Source organism: Rohdeia mirabilis (assembly GCA_007750655.1).
Classification (GTDB): Bacteria; Planctomycetota; UBA1135; order UBA1135.
The window spans coordinates 1,522,472-1,547,314 of the sequence record CP036290.1 but is presented as its reverse complement, the minus strand read 5'-3'; the positions used below and the strand labels follow the sequence as shown (position 1 = coordinate 1,547,314).

Here is a 24,843-nt window from a genome sequence, read left to right as displayed (position 1 = left end):
TTCGGCGGGCGACGGATGACGGATGCGGAGCCAGCGGACGTGAGGACGGGCCCATGAGCGAGCCCGCGTTCCGACTCAGTGGCCGGCGGCCGCGCCGTCGCCTTCCGGTGCGCCTTCCGCCGCTTCGCCGTGGCCCTCGTGCTCGAACGGGATCGAGCCGTCCACCAGGCCGCGGATGTACTCCATGTCGCCCTCCGCCGCTTCCTCCACGATCGTGGCACGCCACTCCTCGACGACGGGCGCCACTTCGGAGCGGGCCGCGATGAGCGTCTGGTTGTTCCCCGTGTCGAACATCGAGAACACGACGAAGATCGCGGCGAACACGAACGACAGCATGAAGACCAGCCCGTTGAACGGACGGTCGTACAGGAGGTGCATGAAGAACAGCGCGACGAGCAGCGCCTTGACCGTCGCGATGATCATCGCGATCACGAGGTCGAAGGGGTGCAGGTGCAGGCCCGCGGTCCAAACCGTGAAGCCTGTCAGAGCGATGAGCGCGGCCCAGATGCCGATCAGCATCTTGGGCGACATGGTGTGGGCGAGACCGTGGTGGTCGTCGTGGGCGGCAGTGGCGGACATGTGATGATCTCCTACTTGGGTCTGGGGCTTTCGTCTTCGAGCGCTACCGATCGGCGCGTCAGCTGATCAGGTACAGCAGGGGGAAGAGGTAGATCCAGATGAGGTCGACCAGGTGCCAGTACAGGGCGGTGTAGTCCACGGCGCCGAAGTACTTGGGCGTGAAGTCGCCGCGCTTGGCTCGTTTGAGGAGCCAGAACATCGCGATGATGCCGGCAACCACGTGGACGCCGTGCAGGCCCGTCATGAAGAAGTAGATGCTGAAGAAGGTCGGGACGGACGGAGGGACCGGATCCGCCTGCTCGACCAGCTTCGCCGAGTAGAGCTCGATCGCGTGCGCGCGGGCTTCGACGAGCGCGAGCTCCTGCTCCTCGGTCAGTCCCGCGGGCATCTCGGGGTCCACCAACCCGAGCTCCTTGCGTGCCAGGTCCCCGGCGACCCCGATGTACTCCCCATCCTCGACCAGCACCATGGCCGAGGGGTGGGGCTTGAAGTGCTCACCGGGCAAGGTTCCGTGATGGACCTTCGCGGAGTACTCGATGGTCTTGATCCCGAGGAATCCGAAGGCGCAGACGATCGTCAGCAGCAGGTTGCGGACCAGGTTCTTCTGGTCCCCCAGCTGTGCCGAACGCACGGCCCAGGCCGCCGTCAGGGACGAAACGAGCAGCACGACCGTGTTGACGGCCCCCCAGAACGTATCGAGGTAGTGGTGCGAGTAGATGAAGACCTCGGGGTGGAGGCCGCGCCAGATCGCGTAGGCGCAGAACAGTCCCGAGAAGAACAGGATCTCCGTCACCAGGAAGACCCAGATGCCGAGCTTGCCCGCGTCGAACTGCTGTTCGTGGGACTCGAAGTGGTGCGCCAGCGTCACGTCGTGCGCGTGGTCGTCGCCGTGGCCCGTGCCCGCGTCGTGCGGGGCGTCGGCGGCGGTGGTCGAGGTGCTGCTCATCGGAAGGTGGTCGTCCGAAGCGGGTCTGGACGCGAACGTCGGGTGAGTCGAGGGGGGAACGGCCGCGGGACCCAACGATTGTGGGTCCCCGCTGGTCGTGGATTCAGCGGCCCGAACGCTCTGGCGCCCGGGCCGCGGTCGATCGCGGGTGGATCAGTGGGCGGGGTGCGCGGCGCGGGCGGCCAGGTCGGCCTCGGTCAGCGGTACGTGCACGTAGGACTGGGTCTCGGGATCCCAGGCCCAACGATCCAGGTCGTAGGGATCGTCGGCGGTCGGGATCGAGTTCTCGAAGTTGTAGTGCGGCGGCGGCGACGAAGTGTGCCACTCGAGCGTGTTGCCACCCCAGGGGTTGGCCGGCGCCTTGCGGCCGCTCGTGAGCGACTTCAGCAGGTTCCAGGCCACGATCACGAGACCGACGAGAAGGATGTACGCGCCGATCGTCGAGACCTGGTGCCAGAGCGTGAACTCGGGCAGGTAGTCGGCGTAACGCCGCGGCATGCCCATGTTGCCCAGGAAGAACTGCGGGAAGAACAGGACGTTGAAGCCGAGCAGGGCGACGAGGCTGCCGATGATCGCCGGCTTCTCGTCGTACATCTTCCCGGTGATCTTCGGCCACCAGTAGTAGATGCCACCGAAGAAGGCCCAGAGCGTGCCCCCCACCATCACGTAGTGGAAGTGGGCCACGACGAAGTAGGTGTCGTGGTAGTAGACGTCGGTGTTCATCGTGCCCAGGAACAGGCCGGTCAGACCGCCGATCCCGAACAGCCACATGAAACCGAGGGCCCAGACCATGGGCGCCTTCAGGACGATCTCACCTTTGTACATGGTGGTCATCCAGTTGAACATCTTGATCGCCGACGGCACCGCCACGCTGAACGTGATGGCCGAGAAGATCGTCGACATGGCCGTCGACTGTCCGCTCGTGAACATGTGGTGGCCCCACACGAAGAAGCCGAACAGCGCGATCGCGATCGAGGAGATGGCGATGAACTTGTAGCCGAAGATGTGCTTGCGGCTGAAGACGCTGATGATCTCGCTGATCACCGCCATGCCCGGCAGGATCATGATGTAGACGGCCGGGTGGCTGTAGAACCAGAAGAAGTGCTGGAACAGGACCGGGTCGCCACCGAGGGCCGGGTCGAAGATGCCGAGTCCGACCGAGCGCTCGATCGCGAGCATCAGAAGGGTGATGCCGAGGACCGGCGTCGCCAGGACCTGGATGACCGCCGTGGCGTACATGCCCCACAGGAACAGGGGCATGTTGAAGAAGCCCATGCCCGGCGGGCGCATCTTGTGGATCGTCACCATGAAGTTGATTCCGGTGAAGATCGAGCTGAAGCCCAGGATGAACGCGCCCATGACGGCCGTGATGACCATCGTGTCCGTCGAGGTGCTGTACGGCGTGTAGAACGTCCAGCCCGTGTCGAGTCCCCCACCCAGCAGCGTCGCGACGAAGAAGATCGCGCCGATGACGTACAGGTGGAAGCTGAACAGGTTGAGCCTCGGGAACGCCACGTCCACCTGCCCCAGCATGATCGGCAACACGAAGTTGCCCAGTGCCGCCGGGATCGACGGGATGATCACGAGGAACACCATGATCGCCCCGTGCAGGGTGAACATCTGGTTGTAGACCGCTTCGGGCGAGCGCGACCCGATCGCCGGGAAGTCCATCCCGGGAAAGAAGAGCTCGGTGCGCAGCGCGAGCGCGAAGAAGCCTCCCAGCGCGAACGACACGAAGATCGCGCACAGGTACATGATCCCGATCCGCTTGTGATCGAGCGTGAAGAACCAGGAGAGGAAGCCCTTCGAGCAGTTCAGGTAGTTCTCGCTGGGCGAGCTCTGCTGCGGGGCGACTGCCGTGGTCGCGGTGCCGGTGGTCTGGGTCGTGCTGGACATGTGATTCTTGGATCGCGTCGTCGTCTTGAACGGTCGAAAGGATCGGGGCTCGTCGCCTTCCGTCAGTTCCCGCTCTCAGCGTCGTTCGGGGTGGCCTCGCCGCCTTCGTCGCCGCCCTCGAGCTGCGACAGGGTCGACTCGGCGCGGTAGTTCTCGTCCGCCAGGCTCTTGATGTAGATCATCAGGACGCTGAGCTGCTCCTCGGTGAGCTGGCCCTGGAAGAGCGGCATCTGGTTGGCGTAGCCCACATGCAGCTTGGCAGAGGACTGCAGGATCGACTCGCGCAGGTAGTTGTCGTCCGCGGGGACGTCCTGCGCGATGCCGCCGACGGTCACAGGCACGGTGCCACCGTCCTTGATCCACTGGGACAGGGCGCCGAGACCCGGGCCGGTTCCGGCCGCGTCGTCGATCGCGTGGCACGCGTTGCAGCCCGAGATCAGGAACTGCTTGCCGCCCGCGATGTAGGCCGGCTCGTTCTGGATGAAGTTGGCGGTCTCCTCGGCCCACTCCGCGAAGGCTTCGTCCGTGTGCACGTGGACCTTCGTGATCATGGCGGAGTGCTGCTCACCGCAGTACTCGGTGCAGAACAGGTCGAACAGGCGCACGGTCTTGCCTTCGGCGATGAGGTCGTCCTTGGCGTCGAACCAGACCATCGAGTAGCGGCCCGGCACCACGTCCTGCTTCACGCGGAAGGCCGGGATGAAGAGGCTGTGGAGCACGTCCAGCGACGTCATCGTCAGCTTGACGGGACGACCGATCGGAACGTGGAGCTCGGGCGACTCGGCGCCGTTGGGGTAGGTGAACTTCCAACTCCACTTCTGCGCCGTGACCTGGATCGGGTAGGCGTCGCCGGGCGCCTGCTTCAGGCCCATGTAGCCCTTCATCCCCACCCAGAACATCACCCCGAACAGCAGCGTCGGGATGACGGTCCACGTCACCTCGAGCACGTTGTCGTGGGTCGACGTCTTCTCGGCCTTGTGCCCGTCGCGCGCGCGGTACTTCCAGACGAAGTACCCGGTGCCCGCGACGATGATCACGAAGGCGACCATGCACAGCCAGAAGATCAGCAGGTAGACGGTGTCCGTCTCCGCCGCCGTCGTCGAAGCCTGCGGGGGGAAGAACTGGGGGCCGGGCTGGAGCGGCGACACGTCCTGGCCCGGAAGCAGTTCCTCGGTGGTCTCCTGCAGTGCGAGGAGGCCGGCCGTGAGGTGCGTGATGAAGTTGGTCAGCATGGCGTGGTGGCGGCGGCACGAGGCCCCCGCGTGTTCGGATCGATCAGTGCGAAGCGCTCGCGCTCGCCAGGGCGGTCGGAGCCGCACCGGCGTTGGCCGCGCGCTTGCTCTTCTTGAACTCGTTGCGCCACATGAGGCCCATGAAGGCCAGTAGCAGCAGGGCGGACCCACCGGCACCGAGCAGCATCATCCGCTCGGCGACGGGCACGTAGGAACCGGCTTCGGGGTCCCAGCGGTAGCAGAACATCCGGGTCCAGGCGACGATGCCGCCCAGCTCGCCGTCGGAGGCGCCGATCAGCGCCAGATCGAGGTCGTTCGGCTCGTAGAAGACGCCGGGCAGGTAGCGCGAGACCGTGCCGTCGGGCGTGACGACCAGAACGACCGCGTCGTGGGCGTACTCACCGGTGTCCGGGTCCAGGTTGAAGGCGTAGCCAGCGGCGTCCGTGATCGCCGCGATCGCGTCTTCGTCGCCGGTGAGGAAGTGCCAGCCGAAGTCGAGGGCCGACGTGCCTTCGAGGGCCGCGGCGCGCCGCTCGGTGTGGCGCGCGCCATCCTTCGTCCGCGCGTCGTCCGCGTTCCTGTAGTCGTCGAAGTAGCGGCCCTGCGTCAACGCTGCGCGCTCGGTCGATTCGCTGGGATCGATCGAGATGGTCAGCATCTCGAACTCCTCACCCACCGTCAGCTTCAGCTCGCGCAGGGCATCGACCAGGCCGACCAGTTGCAGGCTGCAGAGCTGGGGGCAGTTCGAGTAGTTGAAGGTGACCAGCAGCGGCTTCGAGCGGCCGAAGTAGTCGCCGAGCGTGACGGCCTCGCCGCGCGTGTTCACGAACTCGAGATCGAGCGGCAGCTGCGCTCCGATGTTCTGCGTCACCCCCGTTTCGCGCGCCGCCGGCGGAACGAAGTCGGCCGTCTCGCCACCGCGCTGGGACAGCACGCTCGACTGCGCGTCGGCCGCCGCCGCGAGCCCTCCACCCACGAGACACAACGCCAGCGCGACCGCGGGTGCGGCCGTCGTGCGGGTGATCGAGGATCGAGTGGTCAGGTGGCGGGTCATCGGACGGTCTGGGTTCGGGTCGGCGGCGGGTCGTCGTTCGAGGAGGGGTGGAGGTGGCGGGAGCGGGCTCGGTCGCACCGAGTCGGATCGCGTCAGGTCGTGGTCGATCTTCGGATGGATCGCTGTGGTCGGGAGGTGGCTGGGTGGCTCGCGAGTGGGTGCTCCGCAGGGTTCACGCGGGTCTCGTGACGCATGGTCGCAGGGGCGCCCCTCGTTCGGTCCGTTGGCGCCGCGTCAGCGCTGCTCGTCGAGCACCATCTGCTTGGCGGCGTCGATCGGTACGTGCACCGTGCCGGCTTCCTGGTCGACCCAGCCGTAGCTGGACAGACGCTCGTTCTGTTGGGTGCGCAGTTGGTCGAGGTCGTAGAAGGGTCGGGACTCGACCTTCTCCGCGAACTCGACTTCCTGGGCCCACCCCGCGAGCGCGTCGACGCCCACGAACGTGACGATGGCCGTGATGACCGTCACGGCGGAGATCACGAGCAACGCACCGTTGTACGGCTTGTCCTCGTTGGCGGCGATCTTGACGTCAGACATGGTTCAGGTGATTGCTGGTGGTCGGAGCGAGCTTCGACGCTGGCGACTCGGGCGTCGCCGGTTCAGACGTTGTGGTAGGCCATCGACTCGCCGAGACGCGGGTCGCGACGGGCGACGATCGACTTGGTCGAGGCGCTGCGGATCGAGGCACCGACGACGATCGCGAGCATGCCGACGGCGAGGGCGATCGTGGCGAAGGGCAGCGGCACGTGGCCGGACGTGAAGTTCGGCATCACGACCCAGAACATGTCGAGCAGGTGCATGACCAGGAGCCACACCGCCCAGAAGGCGAGGGTCGGCTTGTGGCGCTTGACGTGCTTGCTCAGAAGGCCGAGCAGCGGGATCGCGAAGTGCCCGAAGATCAGCGTGACCGAGACCCACTCCCAGCCGTTGTTCTGACGCTTGTCGAAGAACGTGATCTCCTCGGGGATGTGCGCGTACCAGATGAGGATGTACTGGCTGAAGGCGATGTAGCTCCAGAAGATCACGAAGGCGAACATCAGCTTGCCGAGGTCGTGATAGTGGTCCTTGCGCACCACGTTCTTCAGGGCGCCGTGCTTCTGGTAGGTCATGCACAACAGCGCCAGGAGCGAGCAGAAGCTCATCATCCCGCCGGCGAACAGGTACACGCCCCAGATGGTGCTGAACCAGTGCGGGTCGAGGCTCATCAGGAGGTCGAGCCCGAGGAAGGTCAGCGTCAGCGCGAAGATCGGGATGGCGGGCGCGGAGAACTTCTCCATCTTGCGCGTCGTCGCCAGATCACCGGTCTCGTCCTGGGCCACGCTGTTCTTCGTGAAGAAGCGCGACAGGAAGATCAGGATCGCGAAGTAGAAGGCCAGGCGCCCGAAGAAGAACGTCGGGTTCAGGTAGGCGCCGTAGACCACCTGCTTGTTGGGCAGGAACTCCGCATCGTTCTCTGCGTACGAGTGGTTGAGCCACTTGTACATCGAGTCGTCGTGCATGAGGATCGGCACGAGGATCGGGAGGAACAGGACCAGCATCAGCGGCACGAGGCCGACGACGCTCTCCCCCACCCGCCGGATCGCGACCGCCCAGGACGCGCGGAACACGTGCTGGATCAGCAGCCAGATCAGGCCGCCGAGCACGATCGTCATCGTGAACGCGTAGGCGGTCAGGTAGGCGAACTGGAAGTGCTTGAAACCCGAGTCGGCGCCGACGAAGGCGAGCGCGACGCCGATGATGGCGATCACCGCGCCGATGGGCATGAGCTTGCCGCCCAGCCCGCGCAGGGATTCCGGCATCCGCAGGTCGGATTCCGTCAGTTCGATTCCGTGGCTAGCCATGAGAGTTGAGTGTGCTGCGTCGGGCCGAGCGGCCGAGCGCGTGGAGGGGGTCGATCGAAGGGGGTCGATCGGGTCGAGAGAGTCGTCGGGGATCAGTTCGACTGGAGTTCGGCGCGCTGCTCGTCGGTCAGCGAGTCGACGGGAACCGTCGCGGCCTTCTGCAGGGCCCGCACGTACGCCACGATCGCCCAGCGGTCTTCGACCGGGATCTGGGCGGCGTAGCCCTTCATGTTGTTCTTGCCGTTGGTGACGGTGTTGTAGAGCTCCCCCACCGGCTGGAGCAGAATGCGCTCGTCGGAGAGCCTGGCGGGCGGCGCCCAGGCCATGCCCTTGCCACCGAAGCGTGCGAGCGCCGTGGCCCGCTGGTTCACCGTGCCGTTGCCGTCGCCGCTCATGCCGTGGCATACCGAGCAGTAGATGCCGTACCGCTCCTGACCGCGGTTGATCAGAGCCTCGTCGACCGTCACGGGGAACGAGGTGACGAAGGTCCCGTCGTCCTCCTGGCCGTAGTGCAAGCGCTCGTCGGCCACGTACTCGCCGCGGGCGATCGTGCCTTCGACGGGCAGCAGCGAGGCGCGCTGGTCGCCCCACAGTCCGGCCAAGAGCGCGTTCGGCGCCTGGGTCTTGAACTTGGGCTGCATGTCCATGTCCTGGATGATGTGGATCCGCGGCTTCTCCGAGTGGGTGAAGCGCGCCTTGGCGATGAACGCCAGGGGGATCAACGTGGCCAGGGTCGCGACGATGCCGATGCCGTGGAACACCTTCGGCAGCGCCGCGCGCTTCGCCGGAGCGAACAGCACCTCGTTCGCGATCGAACCGCTGCCCTTCAGGAGGGCTTCGACCTTCTCACGATCGAACAGCTTGTCCTTCGCCTCGATCACGATCGCGAAGCGGTCGCTCGAGTAGCGCGCCATCCGCGGGTGGCGGAAGAGCGGGTGGTAGAAGGCCGGCAAGAGGTTCAGCCCCAGCATCGCGAAGAACGCGGTGAAGGCCGAGAACAGCACCGTCACCTCGAAGGTCACGGGAATGTTCGCGGGCAGGCTGAACATCGGCTTGCCGCTGATGAGGAACGGGTAGCCGACCGCGTTGGTCCACCACTGCAGGGTGAGACCGACGGTCGCGCCCGTCAGACCTGCACCGAGCACGATCCAGGGCAGGATCGACTGCTTGGTCCCCATCGCTTCGTCGATGCCGTGCACGGGGAAGGGCGTGATCGCGTCCCAATCCCGGAAGCCGGCGTCGCGCACCTTCTCGCAGGCGGCCATGACGGCGTCGGGGGTCTCGTACTCGGCGACGACGGCGAAGAGCTCCTGTTCGGAGTTGTCGTCGTGGTCCTTGAGCTGGGCGATCCAGCGGGGATCGTCGGATTCGCTCGGGGTGATGCGGCTGTCCATGGAATACGTGCCTGTGTGTTCGGTCCTTTCGGGTCCAGCTGGTCCGCTGGGATCAGTTCAGGCTGGCGGCCATCTCGGGCCGCTCGGCGGACTCTTCCTGCTTGGGTCGGTTCATGACCGTCTTGACCTCGGCCATGGCGATCATCGGCAGGAAGCGCAGGAACAGGAGGAAGAGCGTGAAGAACAGGCCGAACGAGCCGACCAGCATCCCGATGTCCACGAGCGTCGGCTTGAAGTAGCCCCAGCTCGAGGGCATGAAGTCGCGCGACAGCGACGTGACCGTGATCACGAAGCGCTCGAACCACATGCCGATGTTCACGAGGATCGCGACGACCATCATGATCGGGATGCTCGTGCGGGCCTTCTTGAACCAGAAGACCTGGGGCGAGAGCACGTTGCAGCTCACCATGATCCAGTACGCCCAGAAGTACGGTCCGGTCGCGCGGTTGATGAAGGCGAACTGCTCGTAGCGGTTGCCGCCGTACCAGGCGATGAAGAACTCCATCGCGTAGGCGTAGCCGACCATCATCCCCGTCGCGAGGATGACCTTGTTCATGTTCTCGAGGTGGCGCATCGTGATGATGTCCTTCATGCCGTACATCGCTCGCGCGGGCACGGCCAAGGTCACCACCATCGCGAAGCCACTGAAGATGGCGCCGGCGACGAAGTAGGGCGGGAAGATCGTCGTGTGCCAGCCGGGCAGCTGCGACACCGCGAAGTCGAAGGACACGATCGTGTGCACCGACAACACCAGCGGCGTGGCCAGACCCGCGAGGATCCCGTAGGCCTTCTCGTAGCGGTGCCACGCGCGAGCGTTCTGGCGCCAGCCGAGGGCGAGCACGCCGTAGGCCAGTCGACGCAGCGGGTGCTTGGCCCGGTCGCGGATCGTCGCGATGTCCGGGATCATGCCCATGTACCAGAAGACCGTCGAGACGCTGGCGTAGGTCGAGACCGCGAACACGTCCCACAGGAGCGGGCTGCGGAAGTTCGGCCACATCAGCATCTGGTTGGGGATCGGGAACAGCCAGTAGGCCAGCCAGATCCGGCCCACGTGGATGCCGGGGAACGTTCCCGCGCAGACGACCGCGAAGATCGTCATGGCCTCCGCGAAGCGGTTGATGCTCGTGCGCCAGTCCTGCCGCAGCAGGAACAGGATCGCCGAGATCAGCGTGCCCGCGTGGCCGATACCGACCCAGAACACGAAGTTCACGATCGGCCAGCCCCAGGCCACGGGCATGTTGTTGCCCCAGACCCCGACGCCGGTCGCGATCAGGTAGACGATCAACGAGAACAGCATCCCGAGACCGCCCAGAGCCACGATGAACATCGCGAGCCAGCGCTTGTCGATGCGCGGGTCCTCGACGACGCCGCACACCTTCTCGGTGATCGACTCGTAGGTGTTGTTGTTGACGATCAGGGCCTGGCGGCCGGACGGATCGTCACTGGTGTTGTCGAGCCCAACGGGCATCACGCGTTCTAGAGACATCGGATCAGGCCTCCACCAGCACCGGGTTCGGGTTGGTGATCCGCGCCAGATAGGCGGTACGCGGACGAATGTTCAGGAACTTGAGCAGGTCGTAGGAACGCTCGCTGGCGTGGGCCTTGGTGACCACGCTGTTCTCGTCGGCCAGGTCGCCGAAGCGGATCGCGTCCGCCGGGCAGGTCTGCTGGCAGGCGGTGACGATCTCGCCGTCCGCGATCGGGCGGCGGCCGTCGACCTTCGCCGCGATCTTCTTGGCCTGGATCCGCTGCACGCAGTACGTGCACTTCTCCATGACGCCGCGGGCGCGCACCGTGACCTCGGGGTTGAACGACATCTTCTCGAGATCCCGATCGCCGCCCTTCAGGTCGCGGTGGTAGTTGAAGTAGTTGAAGCGCCGCACCTTGAGCGGGCAGTTGTTCGAGCAGTACCGCGTGCCGATGCAGCGGTTGTAGACCATGTCGTTGAGGCCCTCGTCCGAGTGGACGGTGGCCGCGACCGGACACACCTGCTCGCAGGGCGCGTCCTCGCACTGGATGCAGCCCACCGGTTGGTTGACCACCTTCGGCGCTTCCGGGTCTCCGGAGAAGTAGCGGTCGATGCGCAGCCAGTGCATCTCGCGGCCGCGCAGCACCTGCTCCTTGCCGACCACCGGGATGTTGTTCTCCGACTGGCAGGCCACGACGCAGGCGTTGCACCCCACGCACGAGGACAGGTCGATCGACATGCCCCAGCGGTGTCCGTCGTAGGAGTGGCGCTCCCACAGGGAGAGGAGCTCGGGGCCACCGATGCGCTTGATCTTGTTCGGGTCGACGTAGTGGGCGTGCGCGTGACCGTGATCGTCACCGGCGTGCTGGGAGCCGTCGAGACTGCCACCCTCGGTCGGGTGCGCCGCCTCACCGTGCGCTGTTTCACCGTGCCCTTCCTGGGCGGTGAGCACGTCGTCGCCGTGTCCGGCGTGGAGCTTGTCGACCACGGCCTCGCGACCACCGGCCTCCGCAACACCTTCGAGGTAGCCCTCGTACTCCTCGTGCGTGGCGCTGCGCACGAGCTCGGCCACGCGGCTGCCTTCGCGCGCCTTCTTGTTGTAGGCACGCACGAGGTTCGGCGTCGTCAGCGCGACGGCGGTCAGCTTCCCGTCGGGCCCTTCCACCTCGATCGTCTTGTCGGGGTAGGTCTGCGACGGGTCGAGCCACTCGCCGTCGCGCTCCTTCATGCCGGTCGCGTCGATCAGGTGGTGATCGGCGGTCATGGCCAGCGGGTAGGTGCGTCCGGTCGCCGTGACCGTCAGACCGGTCTCGTGTCCGGTGGCGCGGCGGCCGGTCAGGACGTAGGCGTCGAAGCCGGCGGCGGGAACGCCCTTCTCGGAGTCGCCCCCCACCGCGCCGGCGCCCGTGCGGCCGTAGCCGAGTGCCAGTGCGACCGAGCCCGCGGCCTGGCCGGGCATCGCGTAGACGACGGTCTCGAGCGAGCGCCCGGAGATCGCCAGCGTGACCAGGTCACCGGTCGTCACGCCCAGCATGTCCGCCGTGGCGGGCGACATCAGCGCGGCGTTGTCCCAGGTCAGCTTCGTCATGAACTCCGGCAGCTCCTGGAGCCACGCGTTGTTCCCGAAGCGACCGTCGTGGACGCAGGGGTCGCCGTGGAGGACGAGCTCGAGCGCACCGTTCGCGGGCGTCGCGGCGTCGACCTGGGCGCCCGAGTAGGACAGAGCGGCCACGCGCTGGGGCGTGGGCGTCACCGGCACGGACGCGGTCCCCGATGCCATGCCGTCGTGCAGCGCCAGTTGCCACTGCTTGTCGGACAGGGCGCCGAGGCGCGCGGTGCAGCCGGCGCGGGCGAGCTCCTGTCCGTCGCCCCAGGTGCCGGTGGCGAAGAAGCTGGTGACTTCGAGCGCGCTGCGGCCGCCGAAGATCGGACGGATCAGCGGCTGGACGACGCAGTACGAGCCGTCCCAGGCCAGGGCGTCGCCCCAGCTCTCGAGGAAGTGCGCGAGCGGCGCGTGCCATCCGCAGACGCGCCCGGTCTCGTTGCGGTACAGACCGAGGTGGATCGAGTTCTTCACGCGCCCGAGGGCGGCGCCGAAATCGAGTCCTTTGGGCGCGTCGTAGACCGGGTTGCCGTCGAGCACCACCAGGGTCTCGACCATGTTGCCGTTCATGTGCTCGACGAGGGTCTCGATCGACTCCTCGGAGCTCGTGCGCTCGGCGTTCGGCTCGTCGGTGTAGAGCACCGTCTTGCCCACGTTGCCGAGCAACGCGTTGATGCGGTGCGCGAGCGCGTGCACGCCCTTCGGCTGGGTGCCGCCGACGGCGACGACGCTCGAACCGCGGAACTTGTAGAGATCGTCCGCGAGCGCGTTGACGAAGTTGCGAGCGCGCGATCCTTCGGCGAACAGCGAACCGGTCGGCGACGGGCTCGCGGAACCCCAGGCGTCCGGGACCGTGAGGCCCTTGGCGACCAACGCGGCCTCGAGCGCGGCGAGCGCGGCACCGACCTGCTCGGCCCGCAGGGGCAGGCGGTGGTCGGCACTGGCGCCCGTGGTGGTGTGGCGCGCCTCGACGGCGTAGAGCCGGTTCATCTTCTGCTCGCCGTCGAAGTTGACGCCCGAGTAGGCGCCTCCCTCGGGACGGCGACGCACCGAGAAGGCGCGGATCATCTTCGCCGACCCCGGGTGCTCGCCCAGGATGTCGGCGTCGAAGCAGGCGATGCGGTCGGCCTTCGACAGGTCGAAGTGCGTGCGCACCGGACGGCCGAACGCCATGCGCGCGCCCTCGAGCTCGCGATCGCGGTCCAGGGCCTCGTACTCGAACCACTCGGCCTGGGGCAGCGCCGCGCGCAGGCGGCGCTGGGCCTCGGCGATGGCGGGCGAGCTCGTGACGCGCGACAGGAAGGCGAGTCCGGCACCGCGCTTGGCGGCGTGCAGCGCGCGCACTTCACCGAGTGCGGTCTCGAACTGCTCGACGGTGCGCGCGGCACCGCCCTCGGTCGGGTTCGTCGAACGGTCCGGGTCGTAGAGCTCGAGGATCGTCGCCTGGGCGTGCGTCGACGCGGCGCCCTGGGACTCGGGGTGCAGCTCGTTGCCCTCGACCTTCACCGGACGGCCGTCGTAGCTCGTCATGACGAGCGGTTCCGCCACGCCACCGAGCTCCATGCTGGTCGCGTAGAAGTTCGGCACGCCGGGGATCCGGTTCTCCGGGCGCTCGGCCAGCGGGTTCAGCGTCGTCTTCTCCCAGCGGCAGCTCGCCGCGGACGCCAGTCCGACCGACGCCCCCATGACCTGGAGGAAACGGCGGCGGTCGACGCCTTCGACGCTGTCCGCGCCTTCGGGGAACTCGCGGTCCAGGGCTTGTTTGAAGTCCTCGGACTGGGCGAGTTCGTCGAGGCTGCGCCAGTACTTGATCTGCGAATCGGTCATCGCGGGAGGCGGGGGTTCGGTCGCGGAGTGCGTCCGGGAGTGGTCCGTCGGGTGGGGAGCGCACCGCGAAGGTGCGCGCGTCGGTCGGTCGTCGGCGGGCGATCATCACGAGCACCGCGCGCGGCACTCGCGCGCCCTTCCGTCCGAGCGCGCGGACGGTCGGGCACGATCGATCGGCTCAGCGGTGGCAGGTCGAGCAGTTCTGGTTCGGCTCGATGCCGCGCTCGGCGAGGATCTTGGCGCCGAGGTCGGCGTCGTTCTCCCAGGCCATGTTCGTGATCTGGTCCACCGGCCGGATGTGCGGCTCGGGGTTGCGGTGGCAGTCGAGGCACCAGCCCATGGACAGCGGCTCCTTCTGGAAGACCGTCTCCATGTGGTCGATGCGACCGTGGCACGACGAGCAACCGACACCAGCGGCGAGGTGCGCCGCGTGGTTGAAGAAGGCGTAGTCGGGCAGGTCGTGCACGCGCACCCACGGGATCGCTTCACCCGTCTTCGCGGACTCCCGCACCAGCTCGAGCTTCTCGCTCTCGGTGTGGATCATCCCGTGACAGTTCATGCATGTCGCGGTCGGTGGGATCGCGGCGTGACCGGCCTTCTCGACCGTGTTGTGGCAGTAGCGGCAGTCGATGCCGAGCTCGCCCGCGTGGATCGCGTGGCTGAACGGCACCGGTTGCGTGGGCTGGTAGCCGACATCCGTCGTCATCGGCGAGAAGCCGAACGTGACGATCACGATCACGTAGAGAAGGCCGCCGCCGACGAGCAGACCCGCGGTGTCGCGGATGGTCAGCGTCCAACTGGGAAAATGGAACATGGGGTGTTGCGGTGGTGGTCGCACGCCTTCGTTCCGCGGGTCCGGTCCGGTCCGGTCCCCTACCGCCAGGTCGTGACGGTCAGCAGTCCACGGCGACGGCGTCGCGAGCGGACTCGAATCGCAAGGGACGACGCCGCGCGGACGGCGCCGGTGTCGAGCGATGGGGCGAGTCCGAACGGGTGGACTCGCAGCTGGTGGAGGGGGACCGCGGGTGGGTGCCGCGGGGGGTTTTCGACGGGCAGATGCTACGGCCACCCGCGCGGCCGATCGCTGCGGCAATTTGTCGCAACGCCGTGAATCCGCCGGCTGGGGACGGACGGTCGCAGGGTCCGCGCGCGGCTCGGGAGCCGCGGCGGGCGACGGTCGAGGAGCGCGCCCGCCGACCGTCCCCCGACCGTCCGCGAGTGGTGCGCGGCTCGGTCGGGCGTGAGCGAAGGTGGCGCGCGTGCGAGGCTGGACGACCGTGCCTGCGTCAGCCCTTCAGCCGGTCACACGTCCACCATCCACCCAACAAGCCGCGTTCAAAGCACCACCCGGCGAGCTCAGGCGTGCTCTTCGGGAGCGAAGCGCTGCAGCTTGCGCTGGAGCGAGCGCCGGTGGATGCCCAGGCGCCGCGCGGCCTCGGAGATGTTCCCGCTCGAGTCGGCCAGCACGCGGTTGATGTGCTCCCACTCGGCGCGGGCCAGGGTCGGCGCCTCGGGGGCGGAGCCGACCTCCTCGGCGCTCGGCCCCGCGAAGGCACGCAGCACGTCGTCGGCGTCCGAGGGCTTGGGCAGGAAGTTGGTCGCGCCCAGCTTGGTGGCCTCGACGGCCGTGGCGATCGAGCCGTAGCCGGTCAGGACGACGACCTCGGTGGCCGGGTCGATGCGCTTCAGCTCGGCCACGACGGCGAGCCCCCCCATCCCCTCCATGCGCAGGTCGACCACGGCGCGCTCGGGCGACTCGCGGCGGGCGAGCTCGAGGGCCTCGGCTCCCCCGCCGGCGGTCCAGACCTCGTAGCCGCGGTTGCGCAGGGCCCGGGCCAGGCGCTCGCGGAAGACGCTGTCGTCGTCCACGAGCAGGACCGAGGGGTTGTTCTTCGTCGTCATCGGGGGTCGAGCGCGGTCGGGGCGGTGGGCGAAGCGGGCGCCCGAAAGGGGGAGCGAGCAGAGTCGGCGGTGGCCCGGACGTCGGGGCGCACCGATCCTAGTCCCGATCGCCGGGGCCGCCAGCCGCCGATCCGGGTCGCTTGCCGCTCGGTCGGCTCTCGATCGGAACACCGCTCGCCGGCAGATCGAGACGCGCGGTGGTTCCGGCGTCGGGGGCCGAGTCGAGCACGAAGTTGCCGTCGAGGCGTTCGGCCAACGAGCGCACGAGGAACAGCCCGAGTCCCATGCCGCGCCCGGGGTCCTTCGTGGTGAAGAACGGATCGCCGGCGCGGCCGAGGATCTCGGGATCCATGCCGGTCCCGCGGTCGCGGACCTCGAAGGCCACGCCGCCGCCGCTCGCGACGATGCGCACGTCCACGGGCGCATCGGGCGGCGAGGCTTCGAGCGCGTTCTTGATCAACGCGCGCAGACTGCGGCGCAGTGCGGTGCGCGGCACGAGCAGGACGCGCTCGAGCGGATCGGTCGCGGCGTCGTGCGTCTGCTTCGCGCCGACCGACTTGAACCCGGCGTGCTTCGCGGGCGCGGACGCAGCGCCGCCCGCCCGGGCTTCCGGCTGGAGCAGACGCACGCGCTCGCGTCCCTTCAACGTGTCGAGCGCGCCGTCGAACAACTCGCGCGGCGTGACGCGCGCCATCTCCTCCCCCACCTCGGCACCCGCGTCGAGCGACATCTGGTCGAGAATGCGGCGACAGCGCGCCACCTCGTCGCGGATCAGTCGCGCGTCCTCGATCGCGTCGGAGTGGTCGTCGCTCGGCGCGGTCGACGCCGTCGCTGCCAGTGCGCCCCCCTGCGCGCGGCGCTCGAGATCCAGCTCGAGCTCGCGCGCGACGACCGCGATCGTCGAGAGCGGCGACGCCAGCTCGTGCGCCGCTCCCGCCGCGAGCGTCGCCAACGAGTCGAGTCGCTCGTTGTCGGAGCGCCGTTGCCGCTCGAGAGCCAGTTCCGCGTCGCGTTCGCCGAGCGACTGGTTGAGGCGCCGCACGAAGTAGGCGGTGAACAGCGCGACGGTGACGAACGCGACGGCCGAGCCCTTGGCGTAGAGCGTCATGTCGCCGCCCTCGATCCAGTCGGCCAGCGAGGGCGACGCGAGACCGGTGCGCGCGGACGTGTGCAGGAGCGGCACGCCGTCGATCGCGAGCGGCTGGCTGATCACGAGCAGGCCGATGTAGCTGACCACCGTCGTGAGGTAGATCACGCGCAGCCACGTGCCCGACAGGATCACCGTCGCGAGCACGAGGTTCACGAGGTAGAAGACGCTGAACGGGTTCGTCGCGCCGCCCGTGCTGTACAGCAGACCGGTGAGCAACAAGAGGTCGAACAGCAGGACGGAGCCGAGCAGCGATCGCCCGCGCGCGAGCCAGATGGCGTCGGACTCGTGCTCGGACACCAGCAGGAACCACAGCTGCAAGCCGACGTTCGCGATCAGTCCGAGCGCGACCAACCCGAGCAGCGGCACCAACGGCAGGTCGATGCCCAGCACCTGGTTCGCGACCAGGATCGTCAGCGTCTGACCCAGGACCGCGGCGCGCCGCAGCTTGAGCAGCCACGACATGTTGATGCGGACCCGTTCGGCGGCGGCGCGGTCGGAGAGCTGGGCGTGGCTGTCGAGCTTCAAGCCCACGAGCTTATCCGGCCCGACTCCAGCGCCCCAGAGCGCGCGAAGCCTCCGCCGTGGATCAGCGCGGCGAACGAAGGCTCTGCCGGGCGTGCGGCCGCCCCATCGAACGCGCGGCGCCCGAGGCCGGAACGCGCGTCTTCTGCAGTCGCGCCTGCACGACGCTTCGCGTGCGACCGATCGATCGCCGACTCGAAGCGCTGGTCCTCGAACGACTCGCCGGCCCGGGGGGGCGGACGCCGGTTCCGCTGGCCGAGATCGTCGAGTTCGCGGCGGCTCGCGTGGGCGCCGGCGGTCGACGCGACGCCGCACTCCCGTTCGGCGAGCTGGTGCGCCGGGCCGTCCGCCGGCTCGCCGCGGCGGGTGAGGTCGACGTCCACCAGCGCGGCCGCCCGGTGGACGCGGCGACCGCGCGAGGTCCGCTCGAGGTCCGGCGCCCGGGCACCTGAGACCACCGCGAGCGGGAAGATCTTTCAGGGCGACGGGGCCTCGGCGAAGCGCTCGGCCCCACGGCCCGCGGAACGGGTTCCGCCACTGGGCCCGGTCGCGCGAGAGACTCCACGTCGCCGGGACGATCGCCGACATCAGTCCCTGGTGCCGACAGCTGGCGCCCGCCATGAGCTCTCTTCGCCACACCAAGGACCTCGACGACGAGCTGCACGCGCCCGACGGCCACGCGGCGGTCGAACGCTTCCGCCGGATCTACCTCACGGCGACTCTGGTGACCGGGGTCCTTGTGATCGCGGCCCTGTGGACCGTCGCACACGTGCTCGATTCGGCCCAGGACGACGGGCACCTCAGCCACCTCGCCGGCCGCCAACGCATGCTGAGTCAGCGGGTCGCGTCCCAGGCGGCGATCTTCACGACCGCGACCGACGAGAACCTGGCGAACGTTGCGCGAGCGCGCGCGACCGACGCGCTGGACACTCTGCACGCAGCGCATGCGGAACTGTCCGCTCACGTCGAGCAGCGTCGGGGCGACGGCGACGGGAGCGAACGGACGTGGGCGCGCCTCACGGAGGTCGAAGCGCAGCTCGCGAGTCTGGCAGCGGCCGCGGATGCGGTGTTCGAAGCCGGAGCGAACGGCTCGGATCGGGACGGGATGCCCGCGCTCGTTCGCGCCGTCGAAGCCGAAGCCGAGGACCTCCTCGCGAGCTCGGAACTCGTCGCCCTGGACCTGGAGAGTGCCGCTCGACAGCACCTGTCGTCACTGGACGAACTCGTCCGGGCGCTGTGCCTCCTGGCGACCCTCGTCCTCACGGGCAAGCTCTTCCTCGTCCTTCGCCCGATCACGAAGTCGTTGCGCAGGGCCTTCGAGCGCAGCGCCCAGAGGCAGCGCGAGCTCGCCCGCCTGAGCCGCGAACTCGGCGCGATCCACGCTGCCATCGATGAACACATGATCGTGTCGGTCGCCGACGAACGGGGAACCATCGTCGAGGCCAACAGCGCGTTCTGCCAACTCAGCGGCTACTCGCGCGAGGAGCTCGTGGGTCATCCGCACTCCATCGTCAACTCGGGACAGCACGACCCGGCGTTCTGGGACGACATGTGGCGGACGGTGAAGAGTGGCCGCGCCTGGCGAGCGGAGATCTGCAACCGCAAGAAGGACGGGAGTCTCTACTGGGTCGACTCGACGATCGTCGCTCAGGTCGACGGGGATGGCCGAGCCCACCGCTATGTGTCCATCCGCTTCGACATCACGGAGAAGCATCGTCACCTTGAACAGCTCGCGCACCTGCAGGGCAGCTTCGAACGCGCGATCCGCGCGACGAAGGACGGCTTGTGGGACCACGACCTGGTCACCGGCACCGTCTGGTACGGCGACCAGTTCAAGCGCCTCCTGCGCATCCCGCCCGAGGAGTTCGCCGCCTTCGGTTCGAAGCTCTCGAACTTCCTCGACCGTATCCACCCCGAGGACTTCGAGCGCACTCGCCAGGTCATCGCCGAGCACACCGCGTCGGGCGAACCGTTCGACATGGTCTACCGGGTCCGAACGAACGCCGGCGAGTACCGCTGGTTCGGAGAACGCGGCAACGCGACGCTCGACGAGAACGGAGTCGTGACCCGTCTCTCCGGCTCGATCTCGGACATCCACGAGAACTACATCATGCGCAGTCGCCTGGACCTGGCGACGCGCGCGGCCCGGATCGGCCTGTGGGACTGGGACGTGTCGACCGGAGCGACGTACTTCAGCGACACATGGTTCACGATGCTGGGCTACGAACCCGGAGAACTGCCGTCGGAGCTCGCCACCTGGCAGAAGCTCGTTCACCCGGACGACCTCGAGGCCGCGTTCGAGGACGTGGGTCGGCACATGTCGGGTGAGACCGACATCTACGTCAACGAGCACCGGCTCAGGTGCAAGGACGGCTCCTGGACCTGGATCCGAGACATCGGCGAGATCGTCGAGCGGGACGCGGAAGGCAATCCGGAGCGCATCATCGGCGTGCACATGGACACTCAGGCCCTGCACGACGCCGTCGAGACCGCGAACGACGGCAATCGCGCGAAGAGTGAGTTCCTCGCGAACATGAGCCACGAGATCCGCTCGCCCATGACGGCGATCGTCGGCTTCGCTGAGATCCTCGAAGAGCTCATCGAGAGTGCGTTCGACCGCACGGACGAGCGCGTGGACGATCGACGCGACGACCGCGACACCGTCGAGCGCTCGCACAACGCCATTCGCACGATCCTGGCGAACTGCGAGCACCTGCTGACGATCGTCGACGACGTGCTGGACATGTCCAAGATCGAGGCCGGTCAGGTGCACATCGAACTGCTCCCCACGGAGCCCGTCCAAGTCGTCGAGCACGCCGTGGACCTCCTGCGGCTGCGCGCCGAGGGCAAGGGCATCGGCCTGCACGTCGAACTCGACGGACCGCTCCCCGCGACGATCGAGACAGATCCGACTCGACTGCGGCAGATTCTGCTCAACCTGCTCGGCAACGCCATCAAGTTCACCGAGCTGGGTCGCGTCACGATGCGCGTGACCTGCGACCCGAGCACGGAGACCATCGCGTTCCGCGTCGAGGACACGGGCATCGGCATGACTCCGAAGCAGCGCGACCTGATCGCTCGCTTCGAGCCCTTCCGTCAGGCGGACGCGAGCACGACCCGCAGCTTCGGCGGCACGGGCCTGGGCCTGCGCATCTCGAACGCCCTCGCGCAGATGCTGGGTGGTGGCCTCACCATCGAGTCGTGCATGGGCGTGGGCAGTGCGTTCACCGCCACCGTCGGGACGGGGAGCCTGGTGGGTGTCGAGCTGCGCTCTGCATCGGATCGCGAGCAGCGCGCACTGGCCGCGGCATCGACCGCGCGTCGGGTGGCGGCACGCCGACCGGGGCCGCTACAGGGCCTCCCCCTCGAGGGGCGGACCGTTCTGGTCGCCGAGGACGGTGCGGACAACCAACGCCTCATCGGGCTGATGCTGAAGCGCGCGGGCGCTTCCGTGGAGTTCGTCAACAACGGCCGCGCCGCCGTCGACCGCCTGCTGACGGACTCGGACGGGCGAACGCTGCCCGACGTCGTCCTCATGGACGTGCAGATGCCCGAGCTCGACGGCCATGCGGCGACCCGCGAGCTGCGCGCCGCTGGATTCGCCGGCCCAGTCATCGCGCTCACGGCGAACGCCATGCAGGGCGACCGCGAACGCTGCCTGGCAGCGGGGTGTTCGGACTACCTGTCCAAGCCGATCGACCGCGAGGCGCTCGTGAGAACGTGCGTCGAGTGGGCGCAGCGCGGAGGGGGTGGAGTCGAGTCGGTCCGTGCGCCGCAGGATGGGAAGATCGAGTCCGCGCCGTCGCTGGTCCCGTCGCTGGTGCCGTCGGGTGAGGGGGCGAGGGCTGGCGATGGGTCGGGGCTCGGGTCGAGGTCGGGTGTGGGTGAGGACGAGGGGTTGGCCTTGAAGTCGGCGATCGGCCCGCACTCGAACTCGGCGCTCGAGGACAACGGGTCGTGCGCTGAGTCGGGCAATGACTCGGGCAGCGCGTCGAACGGCTCGCTCGAAGGCGAGCGCCGGGCTGAAGGCGATCACACCGCCGGCGACGCCGACGCAGCCGCCTGATCCGAGGAGCCGTCGCCAGCGACCCACGCCCGCCGCCCAACGCCCAAGCCCTGCGGACCGAGTTCGCCCGCGTCCGTCCCCACCTGGGCGACGTCCACCCTGCACCAGCCTCTGGCGGCCCCCCTCGCCCGAGCGTAGACTCCGCGCCGCGTCAGCACCTGGAACCACGCTCGCTGGAGCCGTTCATCCAGGTCCGCTCGAGACGCCGTGCGGGAGTAGCTCAGTTGGTAGAGCGTCAGCTTCCCAAGCTGAATGTCGCGGGTTCGAGTCCCGTCTCCCGCTCCACCTTTGGGGGCCAGTTGGGCGGCACCCGGCGGGTGGATGGCGGCAAGTGGCCGTTTCGGCAGGGCGGCGAGGCGCGGGGTGTAGCGCTTTTGTAGCCGCGTTGTGCAGCGTCATGTCGTGCGGCTTCCATTGCTGCGGCTGCGCACATACGTTGCCCTTATGAAGGAAGCGAATGCCGCGGCGGGGCAACCCAACGATCGTCTTCACGGCCACTGGCCCCCTGTTACCTATAAGAACCTCGAGGATGCAAAGCACCTAGAGAGCCTCCTCTCCGGCAACATCAAGTTTACGAGGATCGGGGAGTACCAAGAGACCGACTCAGCCAGCCGGCGCGATCCACTCGAAGGCACCGCTGACGTCTGGTACGAGCACCCCACTTCGGGCAGTAGAACAGACCCTAGCCCCGACGCCATGGGGCTCACGGGCAGTATGGCAAATCCAACCTACATCTGCTCTTTCGCCTCCTCCCGCGCAGCTCATGCCGTTCGTTCCAAGTGGGGCGACCACGCGGCGCAGATCTGCGGCGGAGGCGCATTCCTCCGTTCGATCCATGACGCCACTCAGCGGACCGCCGAGCAGCATGGCTTCCACGTATCGCTGCTTGAGGGGTGTCGCGTACGCTACCGCCAAGGACTCCCACGCCCCGCCAAGAAGCAAACGCCTATGGGCGCATTCTATGCCGAGAAGCGATGTGAATTCGCTCCCGAGTGTGAGTGGCGCATCGTAGTCCTCCTACGCAATCAGCGTGCCGCCCTGCCCGCAACGTTCTTTGTCCAGCTAGACTGCCCCACGCGCTGGATCCGGAAAGACCCTGATTGGCGATCGGCGTCTTGACCTAGGATCACATGCAATCAGGGGTAGGCCGCACCGCTCCAGGTTGCTGGCCGAGCCGCGCTCGCGATCGGATCGGCTGACTGCTGATTCATGGGGCCGAGGGCGCCGTAGACTACGGCACCAGCACCACCGACTCAGCATTGCTCGCTGTCAGACTGAAGTCCGGCGCAACACTTACCCATGCGTGGAATAGCTCGACCCCGGCAAGCGAGGGGTCAACACCAGCGGGAAGCTGGTAGGTGACGGTCGCGATGCCGTGCTCATCGAAGAGGCCGATCGGCACGTCGAAGACGATGCGGGGCGACGCGAGGACGAGGTTGAAGTAGTCGTCGACATCGAGCGGGAAGACCTCGCCGTTGCCGAGGTCGATACCCGGCCCGCTCGCGTCCGCGCTGCCGAAGAGCATGTAGGGACGTCCTACGTGGGAGAGTCCGCCGTCGAGGATCAGCCGCTGGGATCCTGGAGCGGCGATCGAGGCCGTGTGAACGTCTGAGAGCAATCTGCGGTCACGCCAGACGGCAAAGCCGCCAGTGGCGAGATTCGGGCTGCCGCATTGCTCGTTGGTGGAGTTGCCGCACACAACGACGCCATTCGGGAGCGCGATCGACGACGCGGCATCGTTCGACGTACCCGCTGGCAACTGCGAGTAGGTGTAGACCTTCGACCAACTACCGGAGCCATTCTGGCGAAACCTGGCCACGCCGCGGTCGGAGGAGAGCACGGCTCCATCATCAAGGAATGCGCAATCCACCTGCGCCGATACGTTGCCCGAACCCTGGAACTGCAGGACTGCGGTCTCTTGCCAGCCTTGCACTTGATCGCGCTCGAAGACGAAACCAGCACGGTCGACTGCCGTCAGACGTTGCGTTCCACAGAGCAGTCGATCCCCATCGAGAGCAACTGTTCGCCCGAAACGGTCCACGACCCCACTTGGGGGTGCGGATGACGGCGAGAGAATCGCGCTTGCTTCGAATCGCCCATCGCCCCCCCTCTCCAAGACGTAGACACGTGTGGGTGTGGACCCCAGGAACGTCCCCCCAGGTGAGCCGACGGCGAGCCGATCCTGACTCGCGTCGTAGGAGATCGACTGACCGAACGCTTGTCCGTCAACGGGAACTGGCGGCTTGATGATGTCCCAGAGGTAGAAGCCTCCGGCCGGACCCACCAGGTACTCGAAGACGACGCCGCTGAAAGGCGCGTTCCCGCCCAACCTTCGCGTTGGCGCCCCGACGAAGAGTCGGTCACCTGACAACTCAACGGATGCTCCGAATTGGCCACCACCGCTGCCACTCGAATCCAACGGAGGCGAGATCGTGGTGATCGGGATCAGCCCAAGACCGGGGAGATCGGCGAAGACGTGCACAGACCCGACATCGGTTTGACCTGCCTTATCGGGAGCGCCCACGATCAAGAGCGAGCCATCGAGAGCCAAGGAAGACCCGAATCGCTCGACATTGGACGCGAGCAACGGAGTCAGGAAGCCCGACGGCACGACATGCCCCGTGCTTGAATTGACATGGTAGAGATACACGGCTCCCTCCTCGCCGCCCGAGTCTCTGCTTGCCGGAGCCCCTACCGCGAGCAGGTCTGCTGACGCAGCCATTGCGAACCCCAGTTCGTCACCCAGGTCGGTCAGACCTATGAACGGATCGAACGCCTGCGGACACACGAAGGCGTCTGGCGCGACCGTCTGAGCTTCGGCGTGCGAAACGAGAACCAGAGTGGCGAAGAGTGCAGAGACAGAGGCAAGTCGGACCTTCATGCCTACAGGATACGGGGACCAGCGGCGGGCCGCTTCGGCTACGCGCGCCAGTCCCTGGCGGGCGGTGGAGAACCGCCTCTAGTCCCAGCCAGCCGCCTCCTCAGCCCGCCGCAGGATCACGCTCGGCGGCACACCGAGAGCCCGGCACCACTTCAGCAAGATCGCCAGGGTCGGGTTGCGCCCCCCCCGCTCGACGCCGCTGACGTAGGTCCGGTCGAGCCCCTCCTCGAAGCCGAACGCCTCCTGGGAGAGTCCTTGCCGCTGGGCTCCCATGCCGCGGGGGATACCGCACGACCTGCCGCGAAAGGCCATGCTGATCGGGGCCGAAGCCTGATCGGACTTCGAAGTGAGACGAACTCCTGTTACCCGTGTGCCGGGTTGAACACCCCAAGCCCTGCCCAAGAAGCTACGCTCGCACTACGCCGACTGCCCCCCCCGGCCAAGACCTCCTATGCATCCCATGCTCGCCGCAGCCTTCTTGA

Annotated in this window: 18 protein-coding genes and 1 tRNA gene; 3 read left to right on the top strand and 16 right to left on the bottom strand. The window is 67.5% G+C overall.

Annotated features, from left to right (window positions below):
• Positions 1–75: 75 nt before the first annotated feature.
• From Pla163_RS05705 to Pla163_RS18795, 14 genes are all read right to left on the bottom strand, one after another.
• Positions 76–579 (bottom strand): cytochrome C oxidase subunit IV family protein, encoded by a 504-nt coding sequence (locus tag Pla163_RS05705; RefSeq protein ID WP_145184904.1) that lies wholly within the window; start codon positions 577–579, stop codon positions 76–78.
• Positions 580–637: 58 nt separating this feature from the next.
• Positions 638–1,525, bottom strand: coding sequence for a cytochrome c oxidase subunit 3 family protein (locus Pla163_RS05700; RefSeq protein WP_145184901.1), 888 nt, complete (start codon positions 1,523–1,525; stop codon positions 638–640).
• A gap of 153 nt (positions 1,526–1,678) precedes the next feature.
• Positions 1,679–3,421, bottom strand: a complete 1,743-nt coding sequence (locus Pla163_RS05695) for a cytochrome c oxidase subunit I (RefSeq protein ID WP_145184898.1) — start codon at positions 3,419–3,421, stop codon at positions 1,679–1,681.
• A 62-nt stretch (positions 3,422–3,483) separates the two neighbouring features.
• Complete coding sequence (gene coxB / locus Pla163_RS05690) at positions 3,484–4,653, bottom strand: cytochrome c oxidase subunit II (RefSeq protein ID WP_145184895.1); 1,170 nt, start codon at positions 4,651–4,653, stop codon at positions 3,484–3,486.
• Positions 4,654–4,696: 43 nt separating this feature from the next.
• A complete protein-coding gene (locus tag Pla163_RS05685; protein WP_145184892.1) occupies positions 4,697–5,707 on the bottom strand; it encodes an SCO family protein in 1,011 nt (336 codons plus the stop codon).
• A 234-nt stretch (positions 5,708–5,941) separates the two neighbouring features.
• Complete coding sequence (locus tag Pla163_RS05680) at positions 5,942–6,244, bottom strand: hypothetical protein (protein WP_145184889.1); 303 nt, start codon at positions 6,242–6,244, stop codon at positions 5,942–5,944.
• A gap of 62 nt (positions 6,245–6,306) precedes the next feature.
• A complete protein-coding gene (locus tag Pla163_RS05675; protein ID WP_145184886.1) occupies positions 6,307–7,548 on the bottom strand; it encodes a quinol:cytochrome C oxidoreductase in 1,242 nt (413 codons plus the stop codon).
• A gap of 92 nt (positions 7,549–7,640) precedes the next feature.
• On the bottom strand, positions 7,641–8,942 hold the full coding sequence (locus tag Pla163_RS18800) for a quinol:electron acceptor oxidoreductase subunit ActD (protein ID WP_419186355.1): 1,302 nt from the start codon (positions 8,940–8,942) through the stop codon (positions 7,641–7,643).
• 52 nt (positions 8,943–8,994) lie between these two features.
• Positions 8,995–10,428, bottom strand: coding sequence for an NrfD/PsrC family molybdoenzyme membrane anchor subunit (nrfD, locus tag Pla163_RS05665; RefSeq protein WP_145184883.1), 1,434 nt, complete (start codon positions 10,426–10,428; stop codon positions 8,995–8,997).
• Positions 10,429–10,432: 4 nt separating this feature from the next.
• Entirely contained in the window at positions 10,433–13,840 is a 3,408-nt protein-coding gene (locus Pla163_RS05660; protein WP_145184880.1) for a TAT-variant-translocated molybdopterin oxidoreductase, read from the bottom strand.
• A gap of 178 nt (positions 13,841–14,018) precedes the next feature.
• Entirely contained in the window at positions 14,019–14,654 is a 636-nt protein-coding gene (locus Pla163_RS05655) for a cytochrome c3 family protein (protein ID WP_145184877.1), read from the bottom strand.
• Between the two features lie 542 nt (positions 14,655–15,196).
• Positions 15,197–15,742 (bottom strand): response regulator transcription factor, encoded by a 546-nt coding sequence (locus Pla163_RS05650; protein ID WP_145184874.1) that lies wholly within the window; start codon positions 15,740–15,742, stop codon positions 15,197–15,199.
• A gap of 97 nt (positions 15,743–15,839) precedes the next feature.
• Positions 15,840–17,417, bottom strand: coding sequence for an ATP-binding protein (locus tag Pla163_RS05645; RefSeq protein WP_145184871.1), 1,578 nt, complete (start codon positions 17,415–17,417; stop codon positions 15,840–15,842).
• Positions 17,414–17,797: a hypothetical protein gene (locus tag Pla163_RS18795; RefSeq protein ID WP_419186513.1), complete on the bottom strand. Its 384-nt coding sequence runs from the start codon at positions 17,795–17,797 to the stop codon at positions 17,414–17,416. The genes Pla163_RS05645 and Pla163_RS18795 overlap by 4 nt, the downstream gene beginning before the upstream one ends.
• Here Pla163_RS18795 and Pla163_RS18790 point away from each other — a divergent pair.
• From Pla163_RS18790 to Pla163_RS05630, 3 genes are all read left to right on the top strand, one after another.
• Positions 17,747–17,866, top strand: a complete 120-nt coding sequence (locus Pla163_RS18790) for a DUF3253 domain-containing protein (RefSeq protein ID WP_419186508.1) — start codon at positions 17,747–17,749, stop codon at positions 17,864–17,866. The two genes, Pla163_RS18795 and Pla163_RS18790, sit on opposite strands and share 51 nt — an antisense overlap.
• Positions 17,867–18,033: 167 nt before the next feature.
• Positions 18,034–21,480: a PAS domain-containing protein gene (locus tag Pla163_RS05635; RefSeq protein WP_145184865.1), complete on the top strand. Its 3,447-nt coding sequence runs from the start codon at positions 18,034–18,036 to the stop codon at positions 21,478–21,480.
• 209 nt (positions 21,481–21,689) lie between these two features.
• Positions 21,690–21,765, top strand: a tRNA-Gly gene (locus Pla163_RS05630).
• A gap of 946 nt (positions 21,766–22,711) precedes the next feature.
• On the opposite strand, the gene Pla163_RS05625 is transcribed toward Pla163_RS05630, so the two are convergent.
• Both Pla163_RS05625 and Pla163_RS05620 read right to left on the bottom strand, forming a co-directional pair.
• On the bottom strand, positions 22,712–24,361 hold the full coding sequence (locus Pla163_RS05625) for a hypothetical protein (RefSeq protein WP_145184862.1): 1,650 nt from the start codon (positions 24,359–24,361) through the stop codon (positions 22,712–22,714).
• Positions 24,362–24,439: 78 nt separating this feature from the next.
• Entirely contained in the window at positions 24,440–24,634 is a 195-nt protein-coding gene (locus tag Pla163_RS05620; protein ID WP_419186354.1) for a helix-turn-helix domain-containing protein, read from the bottom strand.
• Between the last annotated feature and the right edge of the window lie 209 nt (positions 24,635–24,843).

What these genes read in the sequence shown, in the direction of transcription:
- nrfD (WP_145184883.1), bottom strand. Translation starts at nt 10,428, where the DNA reads ATGTCTCTAGAACGCGTGATGCCCGTTGGGCTCGACAACACCAGTGAC.
- Pla163_RS05655 (WP_145184877.1), bottom strand. Translation starts at nt 14,654, where the DNA reads ATGTTCCATTTTCCCAGTTGGACGCTGACCATCCGCGACACCGCGGGT.
- Pla163_RS05625 (WP_145184862.1), bottom strand. Translation starts at nt 24,361, where the DNA reads ATGAAGGTCCGACTTGCCTCTGTCTCTGCACTCTTCGCCACTCTGGTT.
- Pla163_RS05705 (WP_145184904.1), bottom strand. Translation starts at nt 579, where the DNA reads ATGTCCGCCACTGCCGCCCACGACGACCACCACGGTCTCGCCCACACC.
- Pla163_RS05620 (WP_419186354.1), bottom strand. Translation starts at nt 24,634, where the DNA reads ATGGGAGCCCAGCGGCAAGGACTCTCCCAGGAGGCGTTCGGCTTCGAG.
- Pla163_RS05685 (WP_145184892.1), bottom strand. Translation starts at nt 5,707, where the DNA reads ATGACCCGCCACCTGACCACTCGATCCTCGATCACCCGCACGACGGCC.
- Pla163_RS05660 (WP_145184880.1), bottom strand. Translation starts at nt 13,840, where the DNA reads ATGACCGATTCGCAGATCAAGTACTGGCGCAGCCTCGACGAACTCGCC.
- coxB (WP_145184895.1), bottom strand. Translation starts at nt 4,653, where the DNA reads ATGCTGACCAACTTCATCACGCACCTCACGGCCGGCCTCCTCGCACTG.
- Pla163_RS18800 (WP_419186355.1), bottom strand. Translation starts at nt 8,942, where the DNA reads ATGGACAGCCGCATCACCCCGAGCGAATCCGACGATCCCCGCTGGATC.
- Pla163_RS05635 (WP_145184865.1), top strand. Translation starts at nt 18,034, where the DNA reads ATGAGCTCTCTTCGCCACACCAAGGACCTCGACGACGAGCTGCACGCG.
- Pla163_RS05650 (WP_145184874.1), bottom strand. Translation starts at nt 15,742, where the DNA reads ATGACGACGAAGAACAACCCCTCGGTCCTGCTCGTGGACGACGACAGC.
- Pla163_RS05695 (WP_145184898.1), bottom strand. Translation starts at nt 3,421, where the DNA reads ATGTCCAGCACGACCCAGACCACCGGCACCGCGACCACGGCAGTCGCC.
- Pla163_RS05700 (WP_145184901.1), bottom strand. Translation starts at nt 1,525, where the DNA reads ATGAGCAGCACCTCGACCACCGCCGCCGACGCCCCGCACGACGCGGGC.
- Pla163_RS05675 (WP_145184886.1), bottom strand. Translation starts at nt 7,548, where the DNA reads ATGGCTAGCCACGGAATCGAACTGACGGAATCCGACCTGCGGATGCCG.
- Pla163_RS05680 (WP_145184889.1), bottom strand. Translation starts at nt 6,244, where the DNA reads ATGTCTGACGTCAAGATCGCCGCCAACGAGGACAAGCCGTACAACGGT.